Below are 23,569 nucleotides of genomic sequence, written 5' to 3' on the forward strand. Positions count from 1 at the left end.
CGCTTTGCGCATGGACATCCCGGACGCATCAAGGCGGATCAGACATGGTATTAACGACACGGCCGGGACACCGGCTCAAAAAACTGCTGTTGATGAAAGTGACCCGTGATTCGGTTCTCGTCCGTTTCGGCCTGAGCCTTTTCATTGTCTTTTTCTTCCTGCTGCACCTGCCGGGTTTCATTTATATTCCCTTCATTGAACCCGTTGAAAATTTTCTCTACGATATCCGGCTGATCATGACCATGCCCAAGACGGCGGATTCACGGATCGTCATTGTGGACATCGATGAAAAAAGCCTCGCCGCCGAGGGTCGATGGCCCTGGGGACGGGATCGTCTGGCAAAACTGGTGGACATTCTTTTTGAGGATTACCAGATCAATCTGGTTGCTTTTGATATGGTGTTCGCCGAGAGGGACGAAAGCTCGGGGATAAAATTTCTGGACACCCTTGCCGAACAGGCTTTCAAGGATGAAAAGACCTTTATTGCAGCGCTGAATGAGGTTCGCCCCTCCCTTGAGCGGGACGCGGTGTTCGCCCGGAGCCTGTCGGCCAATCCGGTGATCCTCGGCTACTATTTCCAGCCGCTCTGGCAGACCCAGAACACCATGGCCGTGGGCCGTCTGCCCGAGGCGGTGCTGGATGTGGATGCGTCACAGCTGAAAAATCTACCCTTTGTCAAAACCGGCGGTTATATCGGAAACCTTGCGCAACTGACCGAGCGCGCCAGGGGGGCCGGCTACTTTGACAATCCTTTGGTCGACGCCGACGGCATGTTCCGGCGCACCCCCATGGTCCAGGAATATCAGGGAAAGCTTTATGAATCCTTGTCCCTTGCCGTGGTGCGTCTGCTTCTGGGCTCTCCGGAACTGGAATTCGAGGTGGCCGGGTCCGGAGACGATCCGGCGACACTGGGTCTTGAAGGGCTGAAAATCGGCAGTCTGAGGATTCCGGTGGATGGAAGAGGGGCGGCGCTGATCCCCTATCGGGGCCGCCAGGGCAGCTTTCCCTATGTTTCGGCCGTGGATGTCCTGACCCGCAAGGTCGATCCGGAACAGCTCCGGGGGGTCATCGTTCTGGTGGGCAGCACCACGCCGGGTCTCAAGGACCTCAGGTCGACGCCGGTTCAGAACGTCTATCCGGGCATCGAAATCCATGCGAACCTGATATCCGGAATGCTTGACCAGACCATCAAACACAAGCCGGGCTACGCTCTGGGCATTGAATTCGTTTTCCTGATCGTCGTGGGCCTTATCGTGTCAATCCTGCTGTCCCGATTGTCTCCCCTGGGGGCCCTGGTCAGCACCCTTGCCGTGACCGGCGTGTCCGTCTGGTACAATGTGTTTCTCTGGGAGAATCACAACCTGGTGGTGGGCATGTCATCGATTCTTCTTCTGGTGCTGACCCTCTTTGTCTTTCATATGTCCTACGGCTTTTTCATGGAGGCGAACAAAAAGAAACAGATCTCAAAGCTGTTTGCCCAGTATGTCCCCCCCGAGCTGGTTCGGGAAATGAGCGAAAGCCCATCCGATTTCGGAATGTCCGGTGAAAGCCTTGACATGACGGTGATTTTTGCAGATATCCGGAATTTCACCCCCATATCCGAAACCATGCATCCCCGGCAGTTGACTCAGCTCGTGAACGAGATTTTCACCTTTTTGACACGGATCATTTACAGGCATCGGGGGACCATCGACAAATACATCGGTGATGAGATCATGGCGTTCTGGGGGGCCCCCCTTCCGGATGATCTCCATGCCCGGCATGCCCTGGAAACCGCGCTGGCCATGATCGAGGAACTGCCTGTCCTTCAAAAACGATTGAAACGGCAGGGCCGGCCTCCCATCGATATCGGCATCGGGATCAATACGGGAATCATGAGTGTGGGCAACATGGGATCGGAGTATCGGATGGCCTACACCGTGCTGGGGGACGCGGTCAATCTGGGATCCCGCATTGCGGGCCTGACCAAGATCTATCATATCCCTGTGATTCTCAGTGAATTCACGGCGAAGAGCGTTGAGGGCGTGCCCGTGCAGGAAATCGACCGGGTTCGGGTCAAGGGCAAGGCCGAACCGGTGACCCTTTTTTCACCCCGTGCCGTTCTGTCCGGGGCGGGCATCATGGCCCCGGACGACGGTGGACTGTTTGAAAGCGCCCTAACCCATTATCGGAATCAGCGCTGGCAGGCTGCGGAACAGCAATTTGCAGAATTGATCAAGCGTTCAGAAAATTCAACTTTTTATACCGTTTTTCTCGAGCGCATCCGGATGTTTCGCGACCGTCCGCCCGGAGAGCACTGGGACGGTGTCGTTTCATTGTAAGGGAGACGTGTTACGAAGCCTTCCCGTCCTCCGATGACGTTGATTCGGAGGACGGGAAGGGGCGTCGGTTCAACCGGTTGTCAGGGTTTGAAGGCCACCGTTCCGGAAATGGTTGTGTCGATGCCGGCGCCGCCGTTTGTGTTGAACGAATAGGCGGCGCCGGCGCTCTGGCCGTGGGTGCCGTAAAATGATCCGGAAATGATGCCGGTATGGGTGGTTCCGGCACCAGATCCCGTACAGGTCAGCGTCAGGGCATCCTGGTGCGTGGCGGTAAAATACCGGCCGTTTTCAATCGGGACGGCCGACGCGTTCGCATTGAACCGCGTTGCCCCAACCGTGGCGTTGATTCCCGCGGCCACCGTCATGTGGGTAAAATCCGCTGAAAGAGAGGCCGAGTTCAGGGTTCCCACATTGCCCAGGTTGTCGGTGGGGCGCGTTCCGCCTGCGAGCTGATAGGTCTTGGTCCCGGTGATGGGCAGCATCACCGGTGAATCCATTTCCGGACCGGCGATGACATGGAGGTCCTGGGGATTGAACGACGGTGACACGGCTGAATCAGTTACCCTGTCCTTGGCCGCGACGGTTCCGGACCATCGCCCCCACATGATTCCGGTCGCAGCGTCCATGCCGGTGTCCGTCAGCGAGGCGGAGCCGATATCCAGACGGGTCGGCGACCGTGTGCCGTCGGTGGAGCCGGCGCCGTAGGTGGGTAGCAGGGTGTCGAAGCCGATCAGGCGACCTGCTCCGTCCATGGAGAGCGAGGCGGCCGAGGCCGTCGCCTGGAGGGCCAGGGCGGGGGGCATGGGCGTTCGTGAGTCCGTCCCGGCGATACCGATCTCGCGGTAGGGGGCGGGGGGGGCCTGCCCCTGGCTGTAGAACGCCGCGGTGCCGGTGATGGTCTCCATGAGGGCGGTGTCACCCAGCGTATAGCCGAGCAGCGCGCCGCTCAATCCGGGCCCTGCAAAGGTACCCTTAACGATTCCCCAGGTGGTTCCGCCTGAAGCGCCGTCCCGATCGACGGTCAAAAGGGGACTTCCGGCGGTGAAGAAACCCCGGTCGATGGGGATGTCTGTTGCGCCGGCCGACCAGTCATGGCTGTTGACGGTCAGCTGAAGCAGGGTGTCCACCGACTGGTGTGAGAAATCCACCGACAGGGAGGCACTGTTCAGCACGCCGGTTATCCCGTCCTGGTTGGTGGGGGCCGTTCCTCCGTCAAAGTCATAGATCCGTTCGCCGGTGATGGTCTGGGTCAGGTAATCGGACCCCATGACGCATTCGCCCGTGATAAAGTGGGCCAGGCCGTTCCCAAGGGCAATGGATTCCGTGTCTTCGTCGTAGCTGATTCGTTCGATGGCATCGGCCTGCCACGTGCCGAATGAAATCCCCGTTTCAGCATAATGATCGGACTCCCCGCGCGTGCCGGCCGTGGGATTGACAAGCCGCACGGTCTGAATCCAATCCGGATTCGGGGAATCGACGGAGGGCAGGCTGTAGCCGGTCACGGCCCCGGAATCGTCGGTGTCGAGGGCGGTTTTGTCATGGTCATAACCCAGGATCCCGGAATCCCCGGTTGTATCCGCCCAGGTGAACAGGGTCGGCGACCGGACGGCGGATCGGGTGTCGACGTCGGTGACGGCCGGGGGAAACTGTTGCGCCCCGGCCTGTTCATCGAGGGCGGTCGGGTCTGACAATAAATCGGACCCCTCGCTGATCATGGACGGTTCCGTCGTCTCATTTTCGGACGATTCAAGCGATCCCTCGGGCGCCGGTGCCGAAAAACGGTCATACACATCGGGGATCGTATCGACCACGACGGCCAGGGCGTCCGGGGCGGACACATACCCCACCTGATTGGGAAGGATCGTCACCACTCCGGCTTCCGTTTCCATGAAGGTCTCTCCCGAGTTGACCTTGTCATACAATCCCGGAGGGCCGATGGGAATTTCGCCGTCCGAGGGCTCCGGAATAAAGAGCGGTTCGTGGTCCGTTCCGCGGATGCCGATGGTCGCCACCGATGTTCTGATCCGGTAATTTTCCTTGTTTTCCTTGCCGATCATTCCCGTGATCGACCGGAAACACCCCTTGAGAAGGGTGATGATACTCCGGCCGAGTCCCTTTTCTTCCTCTTTGTCATAGCGATAGACGTCCAGGCGGATGCGGCTGTCCGGCCGGATGGCGATATAGGCCCCGTCCGACATGATAAGCTGGGCCGATCCGTTCTGGTCGGTCATGATGGTATCGGTTTCATACACGAGATCGCCTTTGTTAAGAGGCATTTTTGCCTTATCCGCGGGCATGCGCCATACGGAGCCGTGGACAAAAATGGCGCGACCCGCCGGATCGGCGGCCTTTGCGGACGCCCCCGGACAGGATAAGGCCATGGCCAGGAGGAAGGATATAAAATAACGGAATGTAACGGCTTTTCGGTTGTGTTTCATATCGACCTCCTTATAAAAAATGATACCGTATCATCGCGGACACATCGTTCCGTCTGTATTCATGGATGGGCAGCGTGGAGTGGTTGTGCACATGGCTGAGCATGCATCCGATGGACAGGATCCGGATCGGGGCCCAATTCACGGCCAGCCTGACATCCATCTGCCGATCGTTCCGTGTCTCCTGAAAAACAGCGTTTTCTTTTTTGAAATCACTGAACTGACCCCCGACTCCGGCCATGATGGACATGTCGGCAAAGGGGCTCGCCTGGTATCCCAGCCTGATGCCAAAGATGTCGTTGTCTCCGTCGGCCCGGTGATCGGTTGCGGCGGCATATCCCCCATAGGCGCTTGCGGAAAGCAGGGACCCTCGCATCAGGGGCACGGCATGGAGCCAGGCGATGCCTCCCACCCACTGATCGATATTGTTGACCCGGACATCGGGATAGCGCAAGGCGTCAAACCGGCCGAATACCGTAATCGTATCCGAGGCATCGAGCCGGTGTCGCCACGCCGCATTGACGCCGACTTGCTTGCTGTTGACGGAGCGATCCAGCGTCGACAGGCCCATGGTCGTACCGATTTGAAATGTGTTTGCGGATTCGCCGATGTCGATACCGGTCCGTAATTGCAGATCGTCGGTTTCAAATTTTTTTTCATCGGCAAGCAGCCGCCTGGAACCGTAAATGTCGACATAGGGCCGTAAGGCCGGGGACGCATGATGGACAAGTCCCAGATTGAGGCTGTATGTCAGAAAGGAGTCATCTTTTTCGATGTTGTCGTCGGACAGGGTGACGGCGGTCCATTGAAGGGCAGGGATCTCGATGACCGCATCATCCGTGGCATAATTGACATTGGAATCATAGCCCCCGGACAGTTCCACCCACCCGGACAGCTCGGTTTTTTTCTTTGACAGCCGCTCCTCGATCATGGCCATGTACCGGGCTGCAACCGTTTTTACCAGCGGCGGGGGATTGGGCTGCCTGAGTACAATGGTAAACTCCTGCCGGGCTTTGAGGTAGTTGCCGATGGCCGCGTAGGCCCGTCCGAGGTCCATCCGGGCACCGACAAACCCGGGCCTGACGGCAAGGACCCGTTCGAAGGCGAGCGAGGCTTTGACCGGCCTGCCCGACTCCAGGGCGGCGATCCCGAACAGATAGTCGAAGTCCGTATGACCGGCAAGTTGCTCTTCCATGGGTGAGAGGATCTCGTATGCATCGCCCGGTTTTCCCGCGTTGAGCAGGTCCCTGGCCTGGTGCAGGCGAATTGTAATTGGCGACGACGCGGGATTCTTTGTTCCGGCGAAGACGTTCGCTGGAAGCGCAAGAAAAATAATCAATGATACCAAATAAATATGAGATAGACCTGAACGATTCAATTCATTCCCCCCTTTTTCAAACGACGGCGCTATCTAAACAGAGCAACAACTGTACCATAGTTTATGTGAAAAGGGGATAACCCAAGGCAATCGCACGTTCTACGGTCATGATCCGGATGTCGATGAGCGGAACCGTGTGACACACGAAGACCTGTTCGGCTTTTCTTTACCTTTGTGTCTCTGTGAGAGCGATTAAACCGGCGTATCCGAAGGGGGTGGTCTATGTGATTTCTCACGGAGACACAAAGTCACAAAGAGGGTGTCTTAAGCTCTATCGGTGTATTTTTTGCCGGCACGGATGACGTGTTCAAGTAGACAGGATTGGTCTGTGATCAATCCACTGAGATTTTCATGAAGGCCCTTTTTTGTTTTTCTTCAAGGATATGAAACATGCGATGAAAAGAGCAATCGCATGTACTATTCGTTCACGTGCAGGTTCACGTTCACGAGCACGAGCACGGCAGGCCAAGACCGACTCGACCGTTTCATCCCACGCCGGTTGAACCCTCTGACGATTGCGTTCACCTGTTGCCGGCAACCATCGTGAACGTGCTCGTGCTCGTGACCGTAAACGTGAACGGCATGATCCGTCCCGCAGGAAGAGGCCATGTGTTTTAAAAATCATATATGCGATTGCCCTGGGGGATAACCCAAGAGGCTGTAGTATGTGCCGTTTTTCCGTTTCCCTTTCAGCGATTGGTACCGAAGGGCGTTGGGGTCGATAACGATCGCGATGGGGTACCGGACAGCCATGCGATGGCCCCGCAATCCGTGGGACGGATGGTTCGTCGTTATCGTAATCGAAAGGGCGATCGTAATTGCAATCACAATCGTTATGTGACGGTTCCTTGATTTCATATGGCCTTGGGGGATGGTTGCGTTTGAATAATATGTGGGGGTGCAATGGTGGTCATTATCGGTCGGTATGGGTTGGCATAGGTCTTTTCCAAAGTCAAAACGGCTTTGTTCTTGATTATTTAACGCTGCCTGACTAAAAATACCATCTGATTCCGGAAGCATTCACGGCATGTATGGCGTGAAATTGTCAATGACGGTTGGGCTGAGCCTGTGAGGCGTTTGGGCAACGCTTCGTTCTCATTAAGGGATGAAGCGCGTTGATTCTGAGATGAAGCCGTGAAGGGGAGGATATTCAAGATGGTAAAAAAGATGAAATATCTGGTGATTTCGTTTTTGGTGTCGGGCTGTGTAACGGCCTGGACGGGACCGGCGTTTTCAAAGGATGAGACCATGCGGGACGATGTGTACTCGCTGGGTGAAATCGTGGTTCTGGGCAACGAGAGTGAAGTGGCTGCGGACAGCACCGTGTATGAGATTTCCGCTCAAGAGATTTCCGATATGGGGGCCACAACACTGACGGATGTCCTGGAGCGGGTTCCCGGTGTCAGCATCCGCGTGGGCGGACAGGGGACGCCGCGTGTGGATATCCGGGGGTTCAAAACCCGGCACGTGGTGCTTCTTTTGAACGGGGTTCCAATCAACGATACTTATGACGGGCAGTTTGATCCCAGCGTTTTTCCGGTTGAACAGATTGCCGAAGTGAAGGTCATCACCGGCGGGGGCAGTGTGCTTTACGGTTCAAACGGAAACGGGGGCATCATCAACATCATCACGAAAAAAGGTGCGAAGGGGGTTCACGGCACCGCAGGCGCTGAATACGGCACGGAAGACGCCTGGCTGGCCAGAGCGTCCCTGTCGGCCGGGTCCGACAAGGCAAGTGTTTTTGTTTCCGCCAATCACGAGGAGCAGGATGCCTACCCCCTGTCCGACGATTTTTCTCCCACAGCCGAGGAAGACGGGGATAAACGTGAAAACAGCGATTTTAAACGTGATTCCCTCTTTGCAATCCTTGAATACAGTGCATCGGACAACACCCATCTGGGCTTGACCCTCAACTGGTATAACGGTGAAAACGGCGTGCCGCCGGCCATCGAACGTGATCCGGCGTCCGATTTCAATAAAAATGCAAAATACGATCGCGTGGATGATACGGAAGGCTATGCGGCCCAACTGGCGTTCAGTCACCGATTCGATACGCTTTTTGGCCTCAAGGGTTGGATTTACAGAAACCAGCAGGAGATTACGGATTCGCGCTATGACGATGATACCTACACAACGGCCGATTCACGAAGAGGCTCAAGCCGGATCGAGACAGCCACGGCAATCACCGGCATCAACACCCAGGTTTCCTGCGATCATGGCGACTGGATCAAAACAACGCTGGGCTTGATTTACGAAGATCATTCCTGGGAAGCCGACGGCTATCGTATGACCTCGAATACCGTCATGGGCGATGTGGATTCAAACGAGGATATTCATATTTCCTCGGTGGCGCTTGAGTGGGAGGTCTCCCCTAACGATGCTTACGGAGTCCTTTTGGGTGTCGCACAGCATTTTATGAACGGCAGCGGTGTGTCGAGCGATAACGACACCTCCTATGTGCTGGGTGGCCACGTTGATGTGACGGAAACCACCCGCCTCAGGGCGTCCCATGCCCGAAAAGTCCGTTTCCCGTCGATGAAACAGCTCTACGATGAAACAGACGGCAATTCCGATCTGAAGACCGAGATGAGCATCCACTATGAAATCGGGCTGGAGCAGAAACTGCCGGCCCGCTCCGTCCTTTCCGTCAGTACGTATTACACGGACGTGGAAGATTATATTGAAAAGCTGGCAGGCCCCTACGAGAATCTTGAAGAGTATCGGTTTCAGGGGATTGACGTCAGCCTTGAGACAGGTGTGATCGATAATCTTCTGGTTCGGTTGTCATACTCGCTGATGGATACGAAGGACAAATCCTTGAACACGGAACGGGACGAGCTCCAGTACCGGCCGGGAAACAAGTACGCCCTGGACGTAACCTATGCCTTTCCCTTCGGCCTGAAAGTGCATACCGATGTCATCCATATGGCGGATCAGTATTACTATGCGGAAGGCACATCACCCATGCCGAAGGCAAAACTCAATGATTACACCGTGGTCAACGCCAAAATCTCCCAGTCCCTGCTTGATGGTATGGTCGATGTTTACGTTCGCGGAGAAAACCTGTTTGATGAGGATTATGAACAGAGTTACGACCTGCCCCAGGCAGGTTTGACGGTCTACGGCGGGGTTGCCGTGCGGTTTTAAATGAAGCGACGCGTGTGGCTCATCGGATGCGTTTTGGCACCTATTTTGTGCATGATTCTTTCGATCTGTACCGGACGGTATCATGTGCCCCTTGTGCAGGTGTTCGCCATTTTAGGGGATGCCCTGATCCATCCGTTTCAAACCCAGTCCGACATTCCGGCGACCGTGGTTCTGAATATCCGCCTGCCCAGGGCCGTTTTGGGGGCCCTGGTGGGCGGAGCCCTTGCTGTCAGCGGGGCCGCCTTTCAGGGACTTTTCAAGAATCCCCTGGTCAGTTCGGGCATCCTGGGCGTCAGTTCCGGCGCGGGATTCGGTGCGGCTTTGAGTATTCTTCTGTTTCACTCCGTATCGGCCACGTATCCCCTGGCGCTTTTATTCGGTATTTTCGCCGTGTTCCTCAGCACCATGATCGGACAAATCTACAACCGGACCCCGGCCGTCATGCTTGTGCTGGGCGGGGTCATTGTCTCGTCCGTGTTCTCAGCGCTGGTTTCCCTGGTCAAGTATGTTGCGGACCCGTTCGACGAACTGCCCAACATCGTTTTCTGGCTGATGGGATCGCTGGCCTCGGCCCGGGGCAGGGATATCCTTCTCGCAGCCCCCCCCATTCTTCTGGGCGTTGTGGGGCTTTACATGATCCGATTCAGAATCAATGTCCTGTCCATGGGGAGCAGGGAGGCTCACACCCTGGGTGCCCATATGCGCGTGACCCGAGGAATCGTGATCATCTGCGCCACGCTTGCAACGGCGGGAGCCGTTGCCGTGGCCGGTGTGATCGGCTGGATTGGCCTGATCATTCCCCACATCGGCCGCATGATGGCGGGCAACGACAACCGTATCCTGATTCCCGTGAGTTTTTCCCTGGGCGCAGGTTTTCTGGTGTTGATCGACCTGGCCGGACGGGTGCTTACCGGTGCTGAAATCCCCATCGGTATTCTTACGTCATTGCTGGGGGCGCCCTTTTTTGTGTATCTTCTGAAAAAGACCAAGGGAAGGGGATGGTAGGCCATGGCTTTGATTGACGTCACCGACATGTCCTATGCCTACGGGGCGAGACCTGTGTTTGACCGTGTGAGCTTCACGGTGAAAGAAGGCTCCGTCTTTTGTCTGATCGGTCCGAACGGATGCGGAAAAACCACCCTTCTTGATTGCATTCTCGGGGTGCTGACCCCGGATTCGGGAACCCTGATGATCCTGGGCAGAGAGGCCGCTTCGTGCGGGTCGGCCTGGCGGGTCCGATCCATGGCCTATGTCCCCCAGAGCCATGAAGGGGCGTTTCCCTATACCGTGCTCGATATGGTGTTGATGGGGCGGACGGCTCACCTGCCTTTTTTTTCGTCTCCCGGGCGGCAGGACGCGGCGGTGGCCCTGGATGCCCTGGACAAGGTGGGGATCGTCGCCATGAGGGACAGGCCCTTTACCATGCTCAGCGGCGGGGAGAGGCAGCTTGTCCTGATTGCCAGGGCGCTGGCCCAGGAAACGCCGGTGATCGTCATGGATGAGCCCACGGCCCATCTGGATTTCAGCCATGAATTCATTGTTCTTGAAACCATCACGGCACTTGTGCGGGAAAAGGGGCTTGCCGTGATCATGGCCACCCATTTCCCCAACCACGCCTTTTATTTTGAAAACCACGGGATTGATACACAGGTGGCCATGCTCCGCCATGGAGGTTTTATACGGTCGGGCACCCCTGAAGCGGTTCTGACACGGGAATACATTCATACACTCTACGGCATTGATTCCACCATCGTCACATTCGATCAGAACGGACGGACCCGGAAACACGTGATCCCGGTCAAAGGAGACAGGGTATGAACAGGGTTATAACGATTTGCGCGGCGTTAATTATAGGGACGGTCATCAGTGCCTATGCCGGCCGGGACACCCGGATCGTCGTCGATTGCACGGGACGATCCGTCGCCGTTCCCGTAACGGCAGGACGGATAGCCTGTTTGTATGCGTTTGCCGGGCATGTCGTCACCATGATGGGGCGGGGAAACGATATAGTCGCCGTCTCCAAAGGATTGATGCGGGATTCCCTTCTTCTTGAGATCTGTCCGGCCATCCGTGAGGCAAGGGTCCCCAAATCCCAGGGGGGCATCAATGTGGAAGAGCTGGTCAAAGCAAAACCGGATCTTGTGTTTCTGTCCGGTGATGTGGGTCGGGACCCCGGTGAAACCGGCAAGCTTGACGCCTTTCATCTGCCCTGGCTGGTGGTGGACTATGCCGGCATGGACGAACAGAAGAACGCCGTGGCCATGATCGGAGAGGCGTTGGGCACACAAGGCGGGGCGAAGGCTTACCTGTCGTATTACAATGAATGCATGGACCGGATCTCAACCGGCCTTTCGACCCTTCCTCGAAATCAAAAGGTTCGGGTTTATCATTCGGTGAACGAAGCCGACAGAACGGCCATTCCCAACAGCCTTTCCACCCAGTGGCTGGATGCCGTCGGCGTGATCAATGTGGCGGGACAAAACGAGGGCACCCTCTCCGGCGACAAATACCGGGTGGGTATGGAACAGATTCTGATCTGGAATCCCGATGCGATTCTGGTCAATGAGCCGTCGGTGAAACATCTGATGCTTTCGGACACCCGGTGGTCTGCATTGAAGGCGGTGCAGGGGAAACGGGTTTATCTTCTTCCCATCGCGATATCCAGATGGGGGCATCCCGGTTCCGTGGAAACGCCGCTTGCCATGCTTTGGGCCGTAAAGACCTTTTATCCGGACCGGTTTGAACATATCGATATGGCCCAGGAAACCCGGGATTTCTATCGGCGTTTTTTTGATTATGCTCTGAGCGACACACAGATTGAGCAGATTCTCGCGGGCAGACTCAAACGGAAACCCAAAAGATAAAACAGGAATTGAGTAGGGGGTGTGACCATGAACTATCTGCTGTGCATCGATGATACGGACCAGTTGGACGGACCGGGGACAGGCCATCTGCTCCAGGCCTTGTGCGAAACCCTGGCGGTCAGGGGCTGGTGCGGCAGCTCGCCGATTTCCAGGCACCAGCTGTTTGTGCATGAGGCCATTCCCTATACCTCACACAACAGCAGCTTGTGCAGTGCCCTTTCGGTGACGCATGACAACGTTGAGGACCTGATCGATTTTTGTGGCCGTTTCCTCGAAGAAAAAAGCGCACCGGGCTCTGATCCCGGATTGTGCCTGGTGCGCCGGGATATCAACGACCGCCAACGGCTGATCGATTTCGGCAATCGGGCCAAATGGTCCGTGCTGACCAAGGACGACGCCTATAAATTGGCCCGCGATCTTAAGATTCATCTTTCGGAACACGGGGGCACCGGGCAGGGGGTCGTGGGGGCGCTGGCCGGTGCGGGGCTTCATCTTTCCGGCGAAGACGGCCGTTTCAGGGGCTGGTATCACCTGGGGCGTGAGGGATCATCGTTTTACGTGAAAGATCTGGTCGCCTATCCGTTTATCGATTCGATTCAAAGCGAATCCGGTGAGGTGCTTTCCGAAGACACCCTGGTCCGCCTGGGCGGGGATGAATTAAAGCTGATTCTGAAAAACGGACGGCAGGTTCTTCCGGTTACCCGGACCCCCTCAGGCTGGAAAACCCTGACGAAAAAAGAAGTCAAAAAATATTGAAACCAAGGGGCCGCCTGTTTACCGCTTGCAGGGTCTGGGTGGTCAGCCCGGCTCATGGCTGTGATCGTGATTATGATCGTGATCGTGAACGACGGTTACGGGCTGAAAGCCCTTGGCGCGTCGGGTGCAGACGGGACAGCCCTGCATGCTTAAAGGGGCTTCGAGATTGCTTTCCCTTAGCAGGGCCTCGTTTTGGAACAGGTCGATTGTGGCGCTGTCGGCCTTGACGGCGCCGTGATGGATCACGATGGTGCGTTCGCACAGTTCCATGGCCAGGTCCAGGTCGTGGGTGGCGATGATTTTGGTGTGGTGAAAGCCCGAAAGCAGTGAGATCAGCCGCCGCCTGGCCCGGGGGTCCAGATTGGAGGACGGCTCGTCCATGACCAGAATGTCCGGGGACATGGCCAGCACCGTGGCAATGGCCACGCTTCGCTTTTCGCCGCCGGACAGCTTGTAGGGCGGGCGTTTGGCCAGGTGGGTCATGCCGACCGTATCAAGGGCCCGGTTAACCCTTTTTTCGACCTCCTCATCGGGCAGTCCGAGATTCAAGGGGCCGAAGGCCACATCATCGAACACCGTGGGCATGAACAGCTGATCGTCGGGGTCCTGGAACACCATGCCCACGGACCGCCGCACCGCGTTGATGTTTTCCCGGGTGAGGGGGAAATCACCGATGCGCAGCTCACCTTTTGAAGGAATCAGGTAGCCGTTCAGATGCTGCAACAGGGTGGATTTGCCCGCTCCGTTGGCACCGACCACCGCCACGGATTCGCCGTGGGTGATCCGGAAGGTGATCCCTTGGAGGGCCGCGGTGCCGTCCGGGTAGGCGAAATGAAGATTTTTGGCTTCGACGATGTGGTGGCTCATGAAAACAACTCCGTAATCAGTTGCCCGAGAAACTGCGGAACAGGGGTAAGACGCAGGGTGATGAACAGGGCGGACCAGCCGAGAACAAAGACGGCCTCCCGGGTGCGGAAGGCCATGGGACGGATTATGCGGATATGGCCGTTAAACCCCCGGCAGCGCATGGCCAGATGAATGCGCTGGGCCCGGTCCAGGGTGCGGAGCAGCAGATGGCCGATCATCGAACCGAAAATCCGAAGCCCCCGGCCTTTGCCGTTGAATGAACGCAGGGCCCTTGCCCGGACCATACGGCCCCCTTCTTCCATTAAAACGAAAATATACCGGTACAGAAACAGAAGCTGGACAACGAAGGGACGGGGGACCCCCAGTTTTTCAAGCCCCATGCACACGGTATGAAACCCGGTCAGGGAAATGAGGACGAGGGCGGCGCTGACGGTCAGGGCAAAGCGGACCATGATCGACACGAACGACACCATGCCGCCTGTCACGGGCAGGGGCCCCAGATGATTGATGACGGTCTGGTCGAGCAGCGGGTTGAAGATGCCGACAAAGATCGCAAAGGGCGAGACCAGAATGATTTTTCGGATCAGATAGCGTCCGGGCAGACCGCCCCAGGCTGTCAGGACGAGAGGGTAAAGCGCGAAGGGCATCAACGCGGCGATGTCGTATTTGCCGTAGGACAATACGGTTCCGATGAACACCAGGGTGGTGATCAGCTTGGCCCGGGGATCCAGGCGGTGCAGCGGGCTGTTCCCGGCGGCCAGTGTGTCCAGATGGCCGATATCAAACAGGTGGGTGTCGAGTTTCGTCATGCCGCTGCTGCCGTGGAAACGAAGGAGCCGGACAACGGCTCCTTCGTTTGAATCAGATCGGAAACCATCAGGCTTCTTTACGTCGTTTGAGAGTAAAACCGATGAGGCTGGCGATCAGAAGGGTCAGGGCGCCGCCCACCAGGCCGGACACAGAGGTTCCTGCATCCACGGCGGGCCATGACGATTCGCCGCCTTCGGCGCCCTCACTTCCGCTTTTGAACGCATAGTCCGGAAGAACGGCGGTTTTTTCCTGGAGTCCGGAAAGGGACGAATAGATGGTTTGATCGGGCGTGGCGAGTTCTTCATGGCCCGAGGTCCTGGCCATGGACCACTCCAGGCCGTCGGGGTGGGCCGAGGCGAACCAGCTCAGGGCTCCGCCGGTAAGAACGGCCACGCCGAGGAGGCCGATAAGAACCTGTCTGATCGAGAGGTTGCCCAGGGGCCGGGAGGGATCGGCGCTCAACAGCTCCGGACGGGCCTTGAACACGAACAGCACCACGGCGGCGGTGGCCAGGCCTTCGACCAGGCCGATGGCCAGATGAATGGGCAGCATCATCATCATGAACGTGCCAAAGGGCAGCTCGGAGATGCCCGAGGCCACGGTTTCGAGTACCACGAAAAAGGCACCCAGTTGAAGGCCGACGATGGCTGAGACGATGGCGGCAACGGTGATGCGGCCCCTGGTGGGAACGGTTCCGGCCAGAGGCTTGTAGATCAGGGGATAGGCGATAAAACAGGGAAAAAATCCCAGGTTAAAGATGTTGCATCCCAGGGCCAGCAGACCTCCGTCGGCAAAAAAGAAGGCCTGGATGGTCAGTACCGAGGCCAGGGTCAGAAAGGCCGCATGGGGCCCCAGCAGGATGGCGAGAATCAGCCCGCCGCCCAGATGGCCGCTGGATCCGGTGCCAGGGATGGTGAAGTTGATCATCTGGGCCGCGAAGATAAAGGCGCCCAGAACACCCATCAGGGGCACCTTGGCGTCATCCAGATCATTCCGTACTTTGTTCGAACTCCAGGCGATCAATCCGGCGGCGGCGGCCCACAGGGCGCCTCCGGTTGCGGGTGAAATCAGTGCATCGGCCATGTGCATAATCGTTTCTCCTTGATAATCAGGGTTGTTTCCGGAGGCCTGCGCGGCGCGTGCAAAAAAAACCACGCAAGGTCGGCAAAAGGGTGAAGCGTTCCTTCGTGGAAACGAATGACGGTCATGGATGTCGAAAAAACCGATGCAGACTTCGTGTCCGCTTTGTGACCGTATTCCTAATATTAACCGCCGGGCTCTGTCAACGGTTATTTTGAAACACCGTTTATGGCCACAAACAAACCGCCCCGCCTGCCGACCGAATGCGGGCTTCGGTAAAGATTCCGGTTGACCGGTCAAATACGTACGGTGTGTGTTGCGCGGTCGTACGTCCTGTGGTAAGCTTATTTCATCATACGACGAACGTCGGAATTTACCTGAAGGCACCCCGGAAAACACGGGAGGTTCATATGAAAACAGTGACACCCACCGAATTGAGGACCAATATTTATAAAATCCTCGATGAAATTTTGGAAAACGACATGCCGATCGATGTGATCCGAAAAGGCAAGCGGCTGCGAATTGAACCGGTACAACGGAAAGACAAACTGTCAAAATTGATCAGGCGCCCTGACTGTGTGGTTGGTGATCCCGCCGATTTAGTTGATCTTTCGTGGGAAGGCGAGGTAAAACTTGATTTACCTTGATACCCATGTGGTGGTCTGGCTCTATGGTGGAAACCGGGAGCAGTTAAGTCCTGTGGCCATTGATTTGATTCGAAACAATGATTTGTTTGTCTCGCCAGTGGTTCTTCTTGAATTGACCTATCTCAATGAAATTGGTCGAATTCGTGTGGCGGCATTGGACCTTGTTTCCGATCTGAGCAATCGAATCGGTCTATCAATCTGCCGCAAGAATTTTAATGACGTGATCGTTTCATCCCTCTCCCTGACATGGACTCGGGATCCCTTCGATCGGATGATTACCGGTCATGCCGGACTGGACCGGACGATTCTGGTCACTCGGGACCAGACCATCCTAAGCCATTATTCCCAAGCCCGCTGGTAAGGGGTTGATATCGTAACATGACGGGGGGTATAACGCCATGACCGACCATCACGATGACGCAGACATGTACCGGGCCGTGTTTGAAAACACGGGGACGGGCACCATCATCATCGATCACGACCTGACCATTCTTTTCTGCAACGCCACCTTCGAAGCCATGACCGGCTACAGCAAAGACGAGATCCAGAACCGGATGAAATGGTCCCAGTTCGTGGCTCCCGAGGATCTTGAGCGGATGCGGCGCTATCATTACGGTCGCCGCGAGCCGGGTAACACCGTTCCCACCGAGTATGAATGCCGGGTTATCGACAAGGCGGGCCATCTCCGCTATATCGACATGAAGGTGGGGGTGATTCCCGGGACCGTGAAAAGCGTGGCTTCGTTCAACGACATCACCGAACGCAGGCTGGCCGAGAAGAATCTCCGGGAAAGCGAGTCCAAGCTGTCGGCCATCGTCGAGACCTTTGTGGGGTTCATCTACATCACCACGCGGGACAAACGGCTGGAATTCATGAACCGGACCCTGATCGAGCATCGGGGCGGCGATGCGGTGGGTCAGCTCTGCCACCGTGTAATCTACGGTCTGGACGAGCCCTGCCCCTGGTGTGCGGATCCCCAGGTATTCGACGGTCATACGGTGCGTCTTGAAATGAAAAACCCCTTGGACGACCGCTGGTATCTGTCGGTGCGTACGCCCATTTTCGGCGGCGACGGTCGGGTGGAGAAGGTGCAGTCCATTCTTCTTGACATCACGGATCGAAAGCTGACCGAAGAGGCCATCAGCGAAAGCGCCGAACATCTGAAGAACGAAAACCTCCGCCTGCGATCCGAGATCCGCGAGCGCTACCGATTCGGCGATATCATCGGCAAGAGCAAGGTGATGCAGGATGTGTACGAACTGATCGTCAAGGCGGCGGCCACCAACGCCCATGTGATGATCTACGGGGAGTCGGGCACGGGCAAGGAGCTGGTGGCCCGGGCCATCCACAAACTCAGTGAGCGGCGCGATTATCCCTTTGTCCCCGTCAACTGCGGGGCCATCAGTGAAAATCTCAGTGAAAGCGAGTTTTTCGGCTACAAGAAGGGGGCCTTCACCGGGGCCAACGAAGACAAGAAGGGGCTTCTCGATGCGGCGGATAACGGGGCCCTCTTTCTCGACGAGATCGGAGAGATCAACCTGGCCATGCAGGTCAAGCTGCTACGGGCCATCGAGGGCGGCGGGTACACCCCGGTGGGCGGGAGCCGGGTCTCCAAGCCCAACATCAGGATCATCGCGGCCACCAACCGGAACCTTAAGCAGCTGGTGAAAAGCGGCATGATGCGCGAGGATTTTTATTATCGCATCCATATCATTCCCATCACGCTGCCCCCCTTGCGGGAACGCAAGGAGGACCTGCCCCTCCTGATCGATCATTTCATCGCGACATTTTCGGGGGACACCGAGGCCCCTCCCGTCACGGGCCGGCTGATCGAAGCCTGCAACCGCCATCACTGGCCCGGCAATGTCCGGGAACTCCAGAATGTCATCAACCGCTATGTGACCCTTAGAACCATCGATGTGCTGGACAGTCGGGACGCCGGGGATCGGGAAACGCCGGTCAGGACACTTCCGCCGGCCGATTCGGGGGGCGGGCTGGCCAAACGGATCGGGGTCTATGAAAAACAGGTGATCCTCGAGGCCCTGGAGGCAACCCGCTGGCATAAAATCAAGGCTGCCGAGCGCCTGGGTATTCATCGCAAAACCCTGTTCACCAAGATGCGACAGTATGGATTGAAATAGCCCCGTTGTGTGGCGCCTGCGTAACGTTTGTTTGTAAACCCTCGAACTTTATGGGCTATTCCGCCTGCCTTCGGAAATAATGTGGCGATTTAGCCACGTCTTCTGCGTTGGGGCCAATCGGTCTCATTGCCCTTTTATTTTATTATTAATATATAAATTCGAGATGTTATATGGCAACCTCCCCGTGGCACGCCCCTTGCTCTTAGAGAGGCCGAGGTCAACGCAACCCATTCACACATCGGGTGCCCGGGCATCCAAGGAGGATCGTATGACATTGTTTCAGGAATACAGACGAAAACTCGTGACCGCAGACCAGGCCGTAACCGTGGTCCAATCCGGAGACTGGGTCGATTACGGGGCCTTCTGCTGTGCACCCGAATGCCTGGATGAGGCCCTGGCCGCCCGAGGGGACGGTCTTAAGGATGTGAAGATCCGTGCCCTGGCCTTTCCAGGAACGGCACGGGTCGCGTCGGACACGTCGGCTTCGGACGGTTTCGTCTACAACAGCTGGCATTTCAGCGGTCCCGAACGCAAGAACCACGACGATGGCCGGTGCCACTTCATTCCTTTCGTGTATCATGAGGGCCCTTCCCATTACCGGCAGAACCTGCACACGGATGTGGCCATGGTCCGGGTGGCTCCCATGGACGGGGCCGGGTATTTCAATTTCGGCATCGCCAATTCCTTTCAGCGGGCCATCATCGAAAACGCCCGGACGGTCATCGTGGAGGTCAACTCACTGATGCCGAGGTGCCTGGGCGGGGCCGCCGAATCGGTCCACCTGTCCGAGGTGGATTATATCGTCGAGTCCGACGACCGGAACCTTCTGGTGCTGCCGGACGCCAGGATCAGCCCCATCGACGAAGCCATCGCAGCCCAGGTGGTTGCGCAGATGGAAGACGGTTCCTGCCTTCAACTGGGGATCGGCGGCCTGCCCAACGCCGTGGGCAAGCTGATCGCCGATTCGGATCTGAAGAACCTGGGGGTTCATACGGAAATGCTGGCCGATGCCTATCTGGACATGGTCGAAAAGGGCAAGATCACCAACAGTGAAAAGGCCATGGACAAGGGAAAGATGGTCTACACCTTCGCCCTGGGCAGCAACCGGCTCTATGATTTTCTGGACAACAACCCGGCCTGCGCCTCCTACCCGGTGGATTACACCAACACCCTTTCCGCCATTTCGGCGAACCCGAAGGTGGTGTCCATCAACAACGCCCTCGAGATCGATCTTTTTGGCCAGGTGTCGTCGGAATCTTCGGGTTTCCGCCACATCACCGGCACCGGAGGTCAGTTTGACTTCGCCTACGGCGCCTATCATTCCAAGGGTGGGAAATCTTTTATCTGCCTGTCGTCCACGGTGTCGGACAAACACGGCAACATCAGCTCCCGGATACGGCCGGTGTTCGATCCCGGCACCATCGTGACTCTTCCCCGGACCATCACCCACTATGTGGTTACCGAATACGGCATGGTCAATCTCAAGGGCAAGTCTACCTGGGAGCGGGCCGAGGCCCTGATCAGCATCGCCCATCCCGCCTTCCGCAGTGAACTGATCGCCGAAGCCGAGCGGATGAACATCTGGAGCCCGGCCAATCGCAAGGATGTGGCCTACGGCACGATTCGCGCCTGCGCCTGATAAGGTTATGCGGCAGACGAGAGAATTCGTCTGCCGCAACTTCTGCTTGAAATGGGGGTGAATCGGTCTTTCACGGCTCATGGAGCCTGGAAGAATTCCTGATCAAAGGGGAAGATCGATGCGAGCCGTGTGAAGTCCTTGTCCTTGTGGAGAAGAAGGGCCTTGTTTTCATGGGCGATTGCGGCGATACAGCAGTCAATGGGGCTTCTCACCGTAATCCCTTTTCGACGTGAATCAAAAAACATCCGTGCCGCAGTCGTCCATGTTTTTTCGGTTGTTTCGAGATAATACTGGGTTGACAGATAGTCTTCAAGCAGGCCCCATTCATGTTCGTTTTTGGCGCCTTGAAGCAGTTCAAGTTGCGTGAACCGGCAGAAAACCACGATTCCGTTTTGCGTCTTATCTCGAAACGATGAGACCAACGATCCACTGGAATCTTTCAGGATATCAATCCACAGGGACGTATCGACAAGGATCATCCCCGCAGTCCCCTTAGATTTTTGTGGTTGAAGTCATCGTAGAATTCAATTTTTCCCGCCAGCGAGGTCAGATCTTTTCGTTTTTTCAGTTTAATAAACGTTCTCAGGGCCTCGTGTATCAGGTCTTTTTTTGTTCTTTCGTTGCTGAGCGAAAAGGCCTCTTTGAGTAATTCATCGTTCAGATCAATGTGCGTTTTCATAATGATAATCTCCTTGCTCCGATTATACACATCATGGACGTGTGTTCAAACACGAATTTTGAGCGAAGGCGCATGAAATCGGCTTCGGTCAATACTCCCTGACGATGCGGAAGCCGGTGTTGTCGCTGCGGGTCAGGGGCTCGGCCGAGTCCCGGGCCGATGAGCGGCAGGATCGGGCGCTCCGGTCCAGGCTGCCGCCGCGTTTGACCTTGCGGGTGCCGGCGGCAGGGCCTTCGGGGTTGTTTTTCGGGCTGATTTGGTAGTAGGTTTCCGAATACCAGTCCTCGCACCATTCGAACACATTGCCGTACATGTCGTAAAGTCCCCAGCGGTTGGGGTGCTTTTCGCCCACGGGACGGGTGCGGCCGCCGGCGTTTTCGCTCATCCAGGCGTAGGCGGTCAGGGCCCGGGGTCGGTCCCCGAAGTGATAGGCGCCGGTGCTGCCGGCCCGGGCGGCGTATTCCCATTCGGCCTCGGTGGGAAGGCGGTAGGCCTGGGTGTTTTCAAGGCGGTTCAGGGCCTCGACAACGAGGCGGGCCTGCTGCCAGGACACCGATTCCACGGGGCGCTGATCCCCGTTGAACCGGCTGGGATTTTCTTTCATGAGGGTCAGATACTGTTTTTGGGTGACTTCATGGATGCCCAGATAAAAGGGGCGGTCGATGGTTACGGCATGACGGGGGGTCTCGTCGGGCCGGGCGTTGCAGACCGTGCATTCGGCCCGGGTGGCCTCCCCCATGATGAAACTGCCCGACGGGATCAGGACAAACTCCATGCCGATACTGTTCTGCCACCGTTCGAGGGCGACCGGGCGCTGCGCCGTGTCCTGTGAACAGGCCGCAAGGAGAATCGCCGGAATGCCGGAAAAAACAAGGGCTCTGATGACGGGAACAAGACGGGACCTCGGGGCGCGCAACAAACCTATCATCATCGGGATTTCCTGCTGTTACCGGTTCAGTGTTTGGGCCTAAGGGGCCGGATTCGAAAACGATTCAACAACAGTGCCGATCATACCAGAATCGATCCGGACCGTGAAGGAAAATGTCGGACGGCCCCGCCGCCCGTCGGAATCGAATATCCCGACCCACCAACCAATCCGTTGAATCACAAGGTCCCTGTTAGCTAATCCCTTCCGACTAACTATGCCGGATCCGTTTTTTTTCAGGAATCAGCGTGTCGAACCGTGCAAAGGCCGCATCGTCCAGCAGGGCCGAAAACCGCCGTCCGCCCCGGCTTTCACGCTTGTAGTAACGAAGGCATTCCCGGGCCAGGGTGATCACCTGGTCTTCGGAATAAAGGCCGGACAGCTCCCGGGCCAGGCGGGGGTGGCGGCCCAGCCTTCCGCCCAGCAGAACCCGGTAACCCTGAACGTGTGTCTCCAGTGTTCCCGAGGGACAGGCCCGGACACAGGCCCCGCAGTACAGGCAGGCCGAACAATCGATCGTCGGTCCCGAACCGTTGGAATCGAGGTTTACGGCCTGTTCCCTGCACGACTCGGTACAGGCGAGGCATTTCAGGCATTCGGCCTGCCCTGTCCGGGGAACCTGGGCGCCGATGATACCGATATCCCTGATCTGGGGTTGGGAACAGGCATTGGGGCAGAAGGACACGCTGACCCGGAATTCGTGGTGGAATTTCAGGGGCTCCGCGACATGACTCCGGAGAAAGGTCAAGAGGTCCTCCCGGTTGAACAGGGCCTCGAGCCTGGTAACCAGACTGTCTTGTGGGACACATCTGTTTGGACAGCCGCCGGATCCGAAACAGGTTTCAAGCTGGTAGCCCTTGATCTGCCGGTCCATGGATTTCAAAAAGCGGTTGCGGGCGGCATGAACGTCGGCAAGACTGACCGATGGCCGACCCTTTTCCAGGGCTTCGGTTTCCACCCGCTGCCGGACTTTTTTCCGCACGAAAAACGGGATCTTTATGATTTCGGCTTCCGCCTCGGGGCTCCACTGCATGGCTGTTCTCCTCATCGGTTCTCCCGTCCCAGGCCGGGAGGGGTCACGGGGTGGTTTCGTTTCATTTTTTATTAGGGAACGTATCAGGGGTTGGGGTTTCAGGCATTGACTTAAATCAAGGATCGGTCGATGATGGCACGATGTGTGCTGATATCTGAGCTTTCGTTTTTGCGGTATGGCCGACCCATCGGGCGGTCATTATTAATTAATGGAAGGAGACAAACCCTATGACTCGGAAGACCGTCAGTGAAACCTCGGTAACCATTTCCCATTTGATGCAGCCCCAGGACGCCAACCCGGCGGGTCTGGTTCACGGCGGGGTGATCATGAAAGAAATCGACAATGCGGCCGGCGTCGTCGCGGCCCGCCATTCCCGGAAGATTCCGGTGACCGCCTCCATCGACCGGATCGATTTTTTCAACAAGGTCTACGTGGGCAGCTATGTGACCTTCAAGGCCAGTATCAATTATGCCGGGCGAAGTTCCATGGAAATCGGGGTCCGGGTGGATGCCGAGGATCTTCTGACCGGCGAGGTCCGCCATGTGGCCTCGGCCTACCTGACCTTCGTGGCTTTGGGGCTTGAAAAAGGGGACGCGGTGCCCGGACTGATCCTTTCAACCGACGATGAAAAACGGCGGAACGCCGAAGCCATTGCCCGGAAAAAGACCTGGATGGCCCTGAAAACCATTCAGGACAAGGATCAGAAAGCCCGGGAACTCTTGCGCAAAAAGCTGGATGCCGACGGGCTGGATGATCTTTAGGGCTTTTCATCGGAAATAATTCATTCTGGTTATGCACTTCCCTCAAGTTGGAGGTGATTTTTCAATTGTTAAACCACCCGTTCGCG

Annotated in this window: 20 protein-coding genes; 11 read left to right on the top strand and 9 right to left on the bottom strand. The window is 56.9% G+C overall.

Going from position 1 to position 23,569, the window contains the following annotated elements; genetic code table 11:
• Positions 1-44 precede the first annotated feature (44 nt).
• Complete coding sequence (locus ACYQ11_RS16505; RefSeq protein ID WP_459924915.1) at positions 45-2,321, top strand: CHASE2 domain-containing protein; 2,277 nt, start codon at positions 45-47, stop codon at positions 2,319-2,321.
• 80 nt (positions 2,322-2,401) lie between these two features.
• Here ACYQ11_RS16505 and ACYQ11_RS16510 read toward each other — a convergent pair whose 3' ends face one another.
• On the bottom strand, positions 2,402-4,759 hold the full coding sequence (locus tag ACYQ11_RS16510) for a FecR domain-containing protein (RefSeq protein ID WP_459924916.1): 2,358 nt from the start codon (positions 4,757-4,759) through the stop codon (positions 2,402-2,404).
• A 10-nt stretch (positions 4,760-4,769) separates the two neighbouring features.
• Positions 4,770-5,951, bottom strand: coding sequence for a tetratricopeptide repeat protein (locus ACYQ11_RS16515; RefSeq protein WP_459924917.1), 1,182 nt, complete (start codon positions 5,949-5,951; stop codon positions 4,770-4,772).
• 1,338 nt (positions 5,952-7,289) lie between these two features.
• Between ACYQ11_RS16515 and ACYQ11_RS16520 the strand changes: the two genes are divergently transcribed.
• From ACYQ11_RS16520 to ACYQ11_RS16540, 5 genes are read left to right on the top strand one after another with little or no spacing between them, the layout of a single operon-like run.
• Positions 7,290-9,281: a TonB-dependent receptor plug domain-containing protein gene (locus ACYQ11_RS16520; RefSeq protein WP_459924918.1), complete on the top strand. Its 1,992-nt coding sequence runs from the start codon at positions 7,290-7,292 to the stop codon at positions 9,279-9,281.
• 33 nt (positions 9,282-9,314) lie between these two features.
• Positions 9,315-10,286, top strand: coding sequence for a FecCD family ABC transporter permease (locus tag ACYQ11_RS16525; RefSeq protein WP_459924919.1), 972 nt, complete (start codon positions 9,315-9,317; stop codon positions 10,284-10,286).
• A gap of 3 nt (positions 10,287-10,289) precedes the next feature.
• Positions 10,290-11,099, top strand: a complete 810-nt coding sequence (locus ACYQ11_RS16530; protein WP_459924920.1) for an ABC transporter ATP-binding protein — start codon at positions 10,290-10,292, stop codon at positions 11,097-11,099.
• Positions 11,096-12,145, top strand: coding sequence for an ABC transporter substrate-binding protein (locus ACYQ11_RS16535; RefSeq protein WP_459924921.1), 1,050 nt, complete (start codon positions 11,096-11,098; stop codon positions 12,143-12,145). Before ACYQ11_RS16530 ends, ACYQ11_RS16535 begins: the two co-directional genes overlap by 4 nt.
• A 27-nt stretch (positions 12,146-12,172) precedes the next feature.
• Complete coding sequence (locus ACYQ11_RS16540; RefSeq protein ID WP_459924922.1) at positions 12,173-12,901, top strand: hypothetical protein; 729 nt, start codon at positions 12,173-12,175, stop codon at positions 12,899-12,901.
• Between the two features lie 42 nt (positions 12,902-12,943).
• On the opposite strand, the gene ACYQ11_RS16545 is transcribed toward ACYQ11_RS16540, so the two are convergent.
• The 3 genes from ACYQ11_RS16545 to ACYQ11_RS16555 all read right to left on the bottom strand — a co-directional run bounded on the left by ACYQ11_RS16545 (position 12,944) and on the right by ACYQ11_RS16555 (position 15,661).
• A complete protein-coding gene (locus ACYQ11_RS16545) occupies positions 12,944-13,768 on the bottom strand; it encodes an energy-coupling factor ABC transporter ATP-binding protein (RefSeq protein ID WP_459924923.1) in 825 nt (274 codons plus the stop codon).
• Complete coding sequence (cbiQ, locus tag ACYQ11_RS16550; RefSeq protein WP_459924924.1) at positions 13,765-14,577, bottom strand: cobalt ECF transporter T component CbiQ; 813 nt, start codon at positions 14,575-14,577, stop codon at positions 13,765-13,767. The genes ACYQ11_RS16545 and cbiQ overlap by 4 nt, the downstream gene beginning before the upstream one ends.
• A gap of 67 nt (positions 14,578-14,644) precedes the next feature.
• Positions 14,645-15,661: an energy-coupling factor ABC transporter permease gene (locus ACYQ11_RS16555; protein ID WP_459924925.1), complete on the bottom strand. Its 1,017-nt coding sequence runs from the start codon at positions 15,659-15,661 to the stop codon at positions 14,645-14,647.
• Positions 15,662-16,068: 407 nt separating this feature from the next.
• On the opposite strand from ACYQ11_RS16555, the gene ACYQ11_RS16560 reads away from it, so the two are divergent.
• The 4 genes from ACYQ11_RS16560 to ACYQ11_RS16575 all read left to right on the top strand — a co-directional run bounded on the left by ACYQ11_RS16560 (position 16,069) and on the right by ACYQ11_RS16575 (position 20,085).
• On the top strand, positions 16,069-16,305 hold the full coding sequence (locus tag ACYQ11_RS16560) for a hypothetical protein (protein ID WP_459924926.1): 237 nt from the start codon (positions 16,069-16,071) through the stop codon (positions 16,303-16,305).
• Entirely contained in the window at positions 16,292-16,666 is a 375-nt protein-coding gene (locus ACYQ11_RS16565) for a type II toxin-antitoxin system VapC family toxin (RefSeq protein WP_459924927.1), read from the top strand. Before ACYQ11_RS16560 ends, ACYQ11_RS16565 begins: the two co-directional genes overlap by 14 nt.
• Positions 16,667-16,703: 37 nt before the next feature.
• Positions 16,704-18,446, top strand: coding sequence for a sigma 54-interacting transcriptional regulator (locus tag ACYQ11_RS16570; RefSeq protein ID WP_459924928.1), 1,743 nt, complete (start codon positions 16,704-16,706; stop codon positions 18,444-18,446).
• A 268-nt stretch (positions 18,447-18,714) separates the two neighbouring features.
• Positions 18,715-20,085 carry an acetyl-CoA hydrolase/transferase family protein gene (locus ACYQ11_RS16575; RefSeq protein ID WP_459924929.1) on the top strand — a complete coding sequence of 457 codons (1,371 nt, stop codon included), beginning with the start codon at positions 18,715-18,717 and terminating at the stop codon, positions 20,083-20,085.
• Positions 20,086-20,162: 77 nt separating this feature from the next.
• On the opposite strand, the gene vapC is transcribed toward ACYQ11_RS16575, so the two are convergent.
• The 4 genes from vapC to ACYQ11_RS16595 form a co-directional block, all read right to left on the bottom strand.
• The gene (gene vapC / locus ACYQ11_RS16580) at positions 20,163-20,564 is read right to left on the bottom strand and encodes a type II toxin-antitoxin system VapC family toxin (RefSeq protein WP_459924930.1); all 402 of its coding nucleotides are present in this window, start codon (positions 20,562-20,564) and stop codon (positions 20,163-20,165) included.
• Positions 20,561-20,764 (bottom strand): type II toxin-antitoxin system VapB family antitoxin, encoded by a 204-nt coding sequence (locus tag ACYQ11_RS16585; protein ID WP_459924931.1) that lies wholly within the window; start codon positions 20,762-20,764, stop codon positions 20,561-20,563. Before ACYQ11_RS16585 ends, vapC begins: the two co-directional genes overlap by 4 nt.
• Before the next feature lie 88 nt (positions 20,765-20,852).
• Positions 20,853-21,695: a formylglycine-generating enzyme family protein gene (locus tag ACYQ11_RS16590; RefSeq protein ID WP_459924932.1), complete on the bottom strand. Its 843-nt coding sequence runs from the start codon at positions 21,693-21,695 to the stop codon at positions 20,853-20,855.
• Between the two features lie 205 nt (positions 21,696-21,900).
• Positions 21,901-22,722: a 4Fe-4S dicluster domain-containing protein gene (locus ACYQ11_RS16595; RefSeq protein ID WP_459924933.1), complete on the bottom strand. Its 822-nt coding sequence runs from the start codon at positions 22,720-22,722 to the stop codon at positions 21,901-21,903.
• A 227-nt stretch (positions 22,723-22,949) separates the two neighbouring features.
• Here ACYQ11_RS16595 and ACYQ11_RS16600 point away from each other — a divergent pair, with 227 nt between their 5' ends.
• Entirely contained in the window at positions 22,950-23,483 is a 534-nt protein-coding gene (locus tag ACYQ11_RS16600; RefSeq protein ID WP_459924934.1) for an acyl-CoA thioesterase, read from the top strand.
• The last annotated feature ends 86 nt before the right edge of the window (positions 23,484-23,569 follow it).

Source organism: Desulfatiferula olefinivorans (assembly GCF_054657895.1).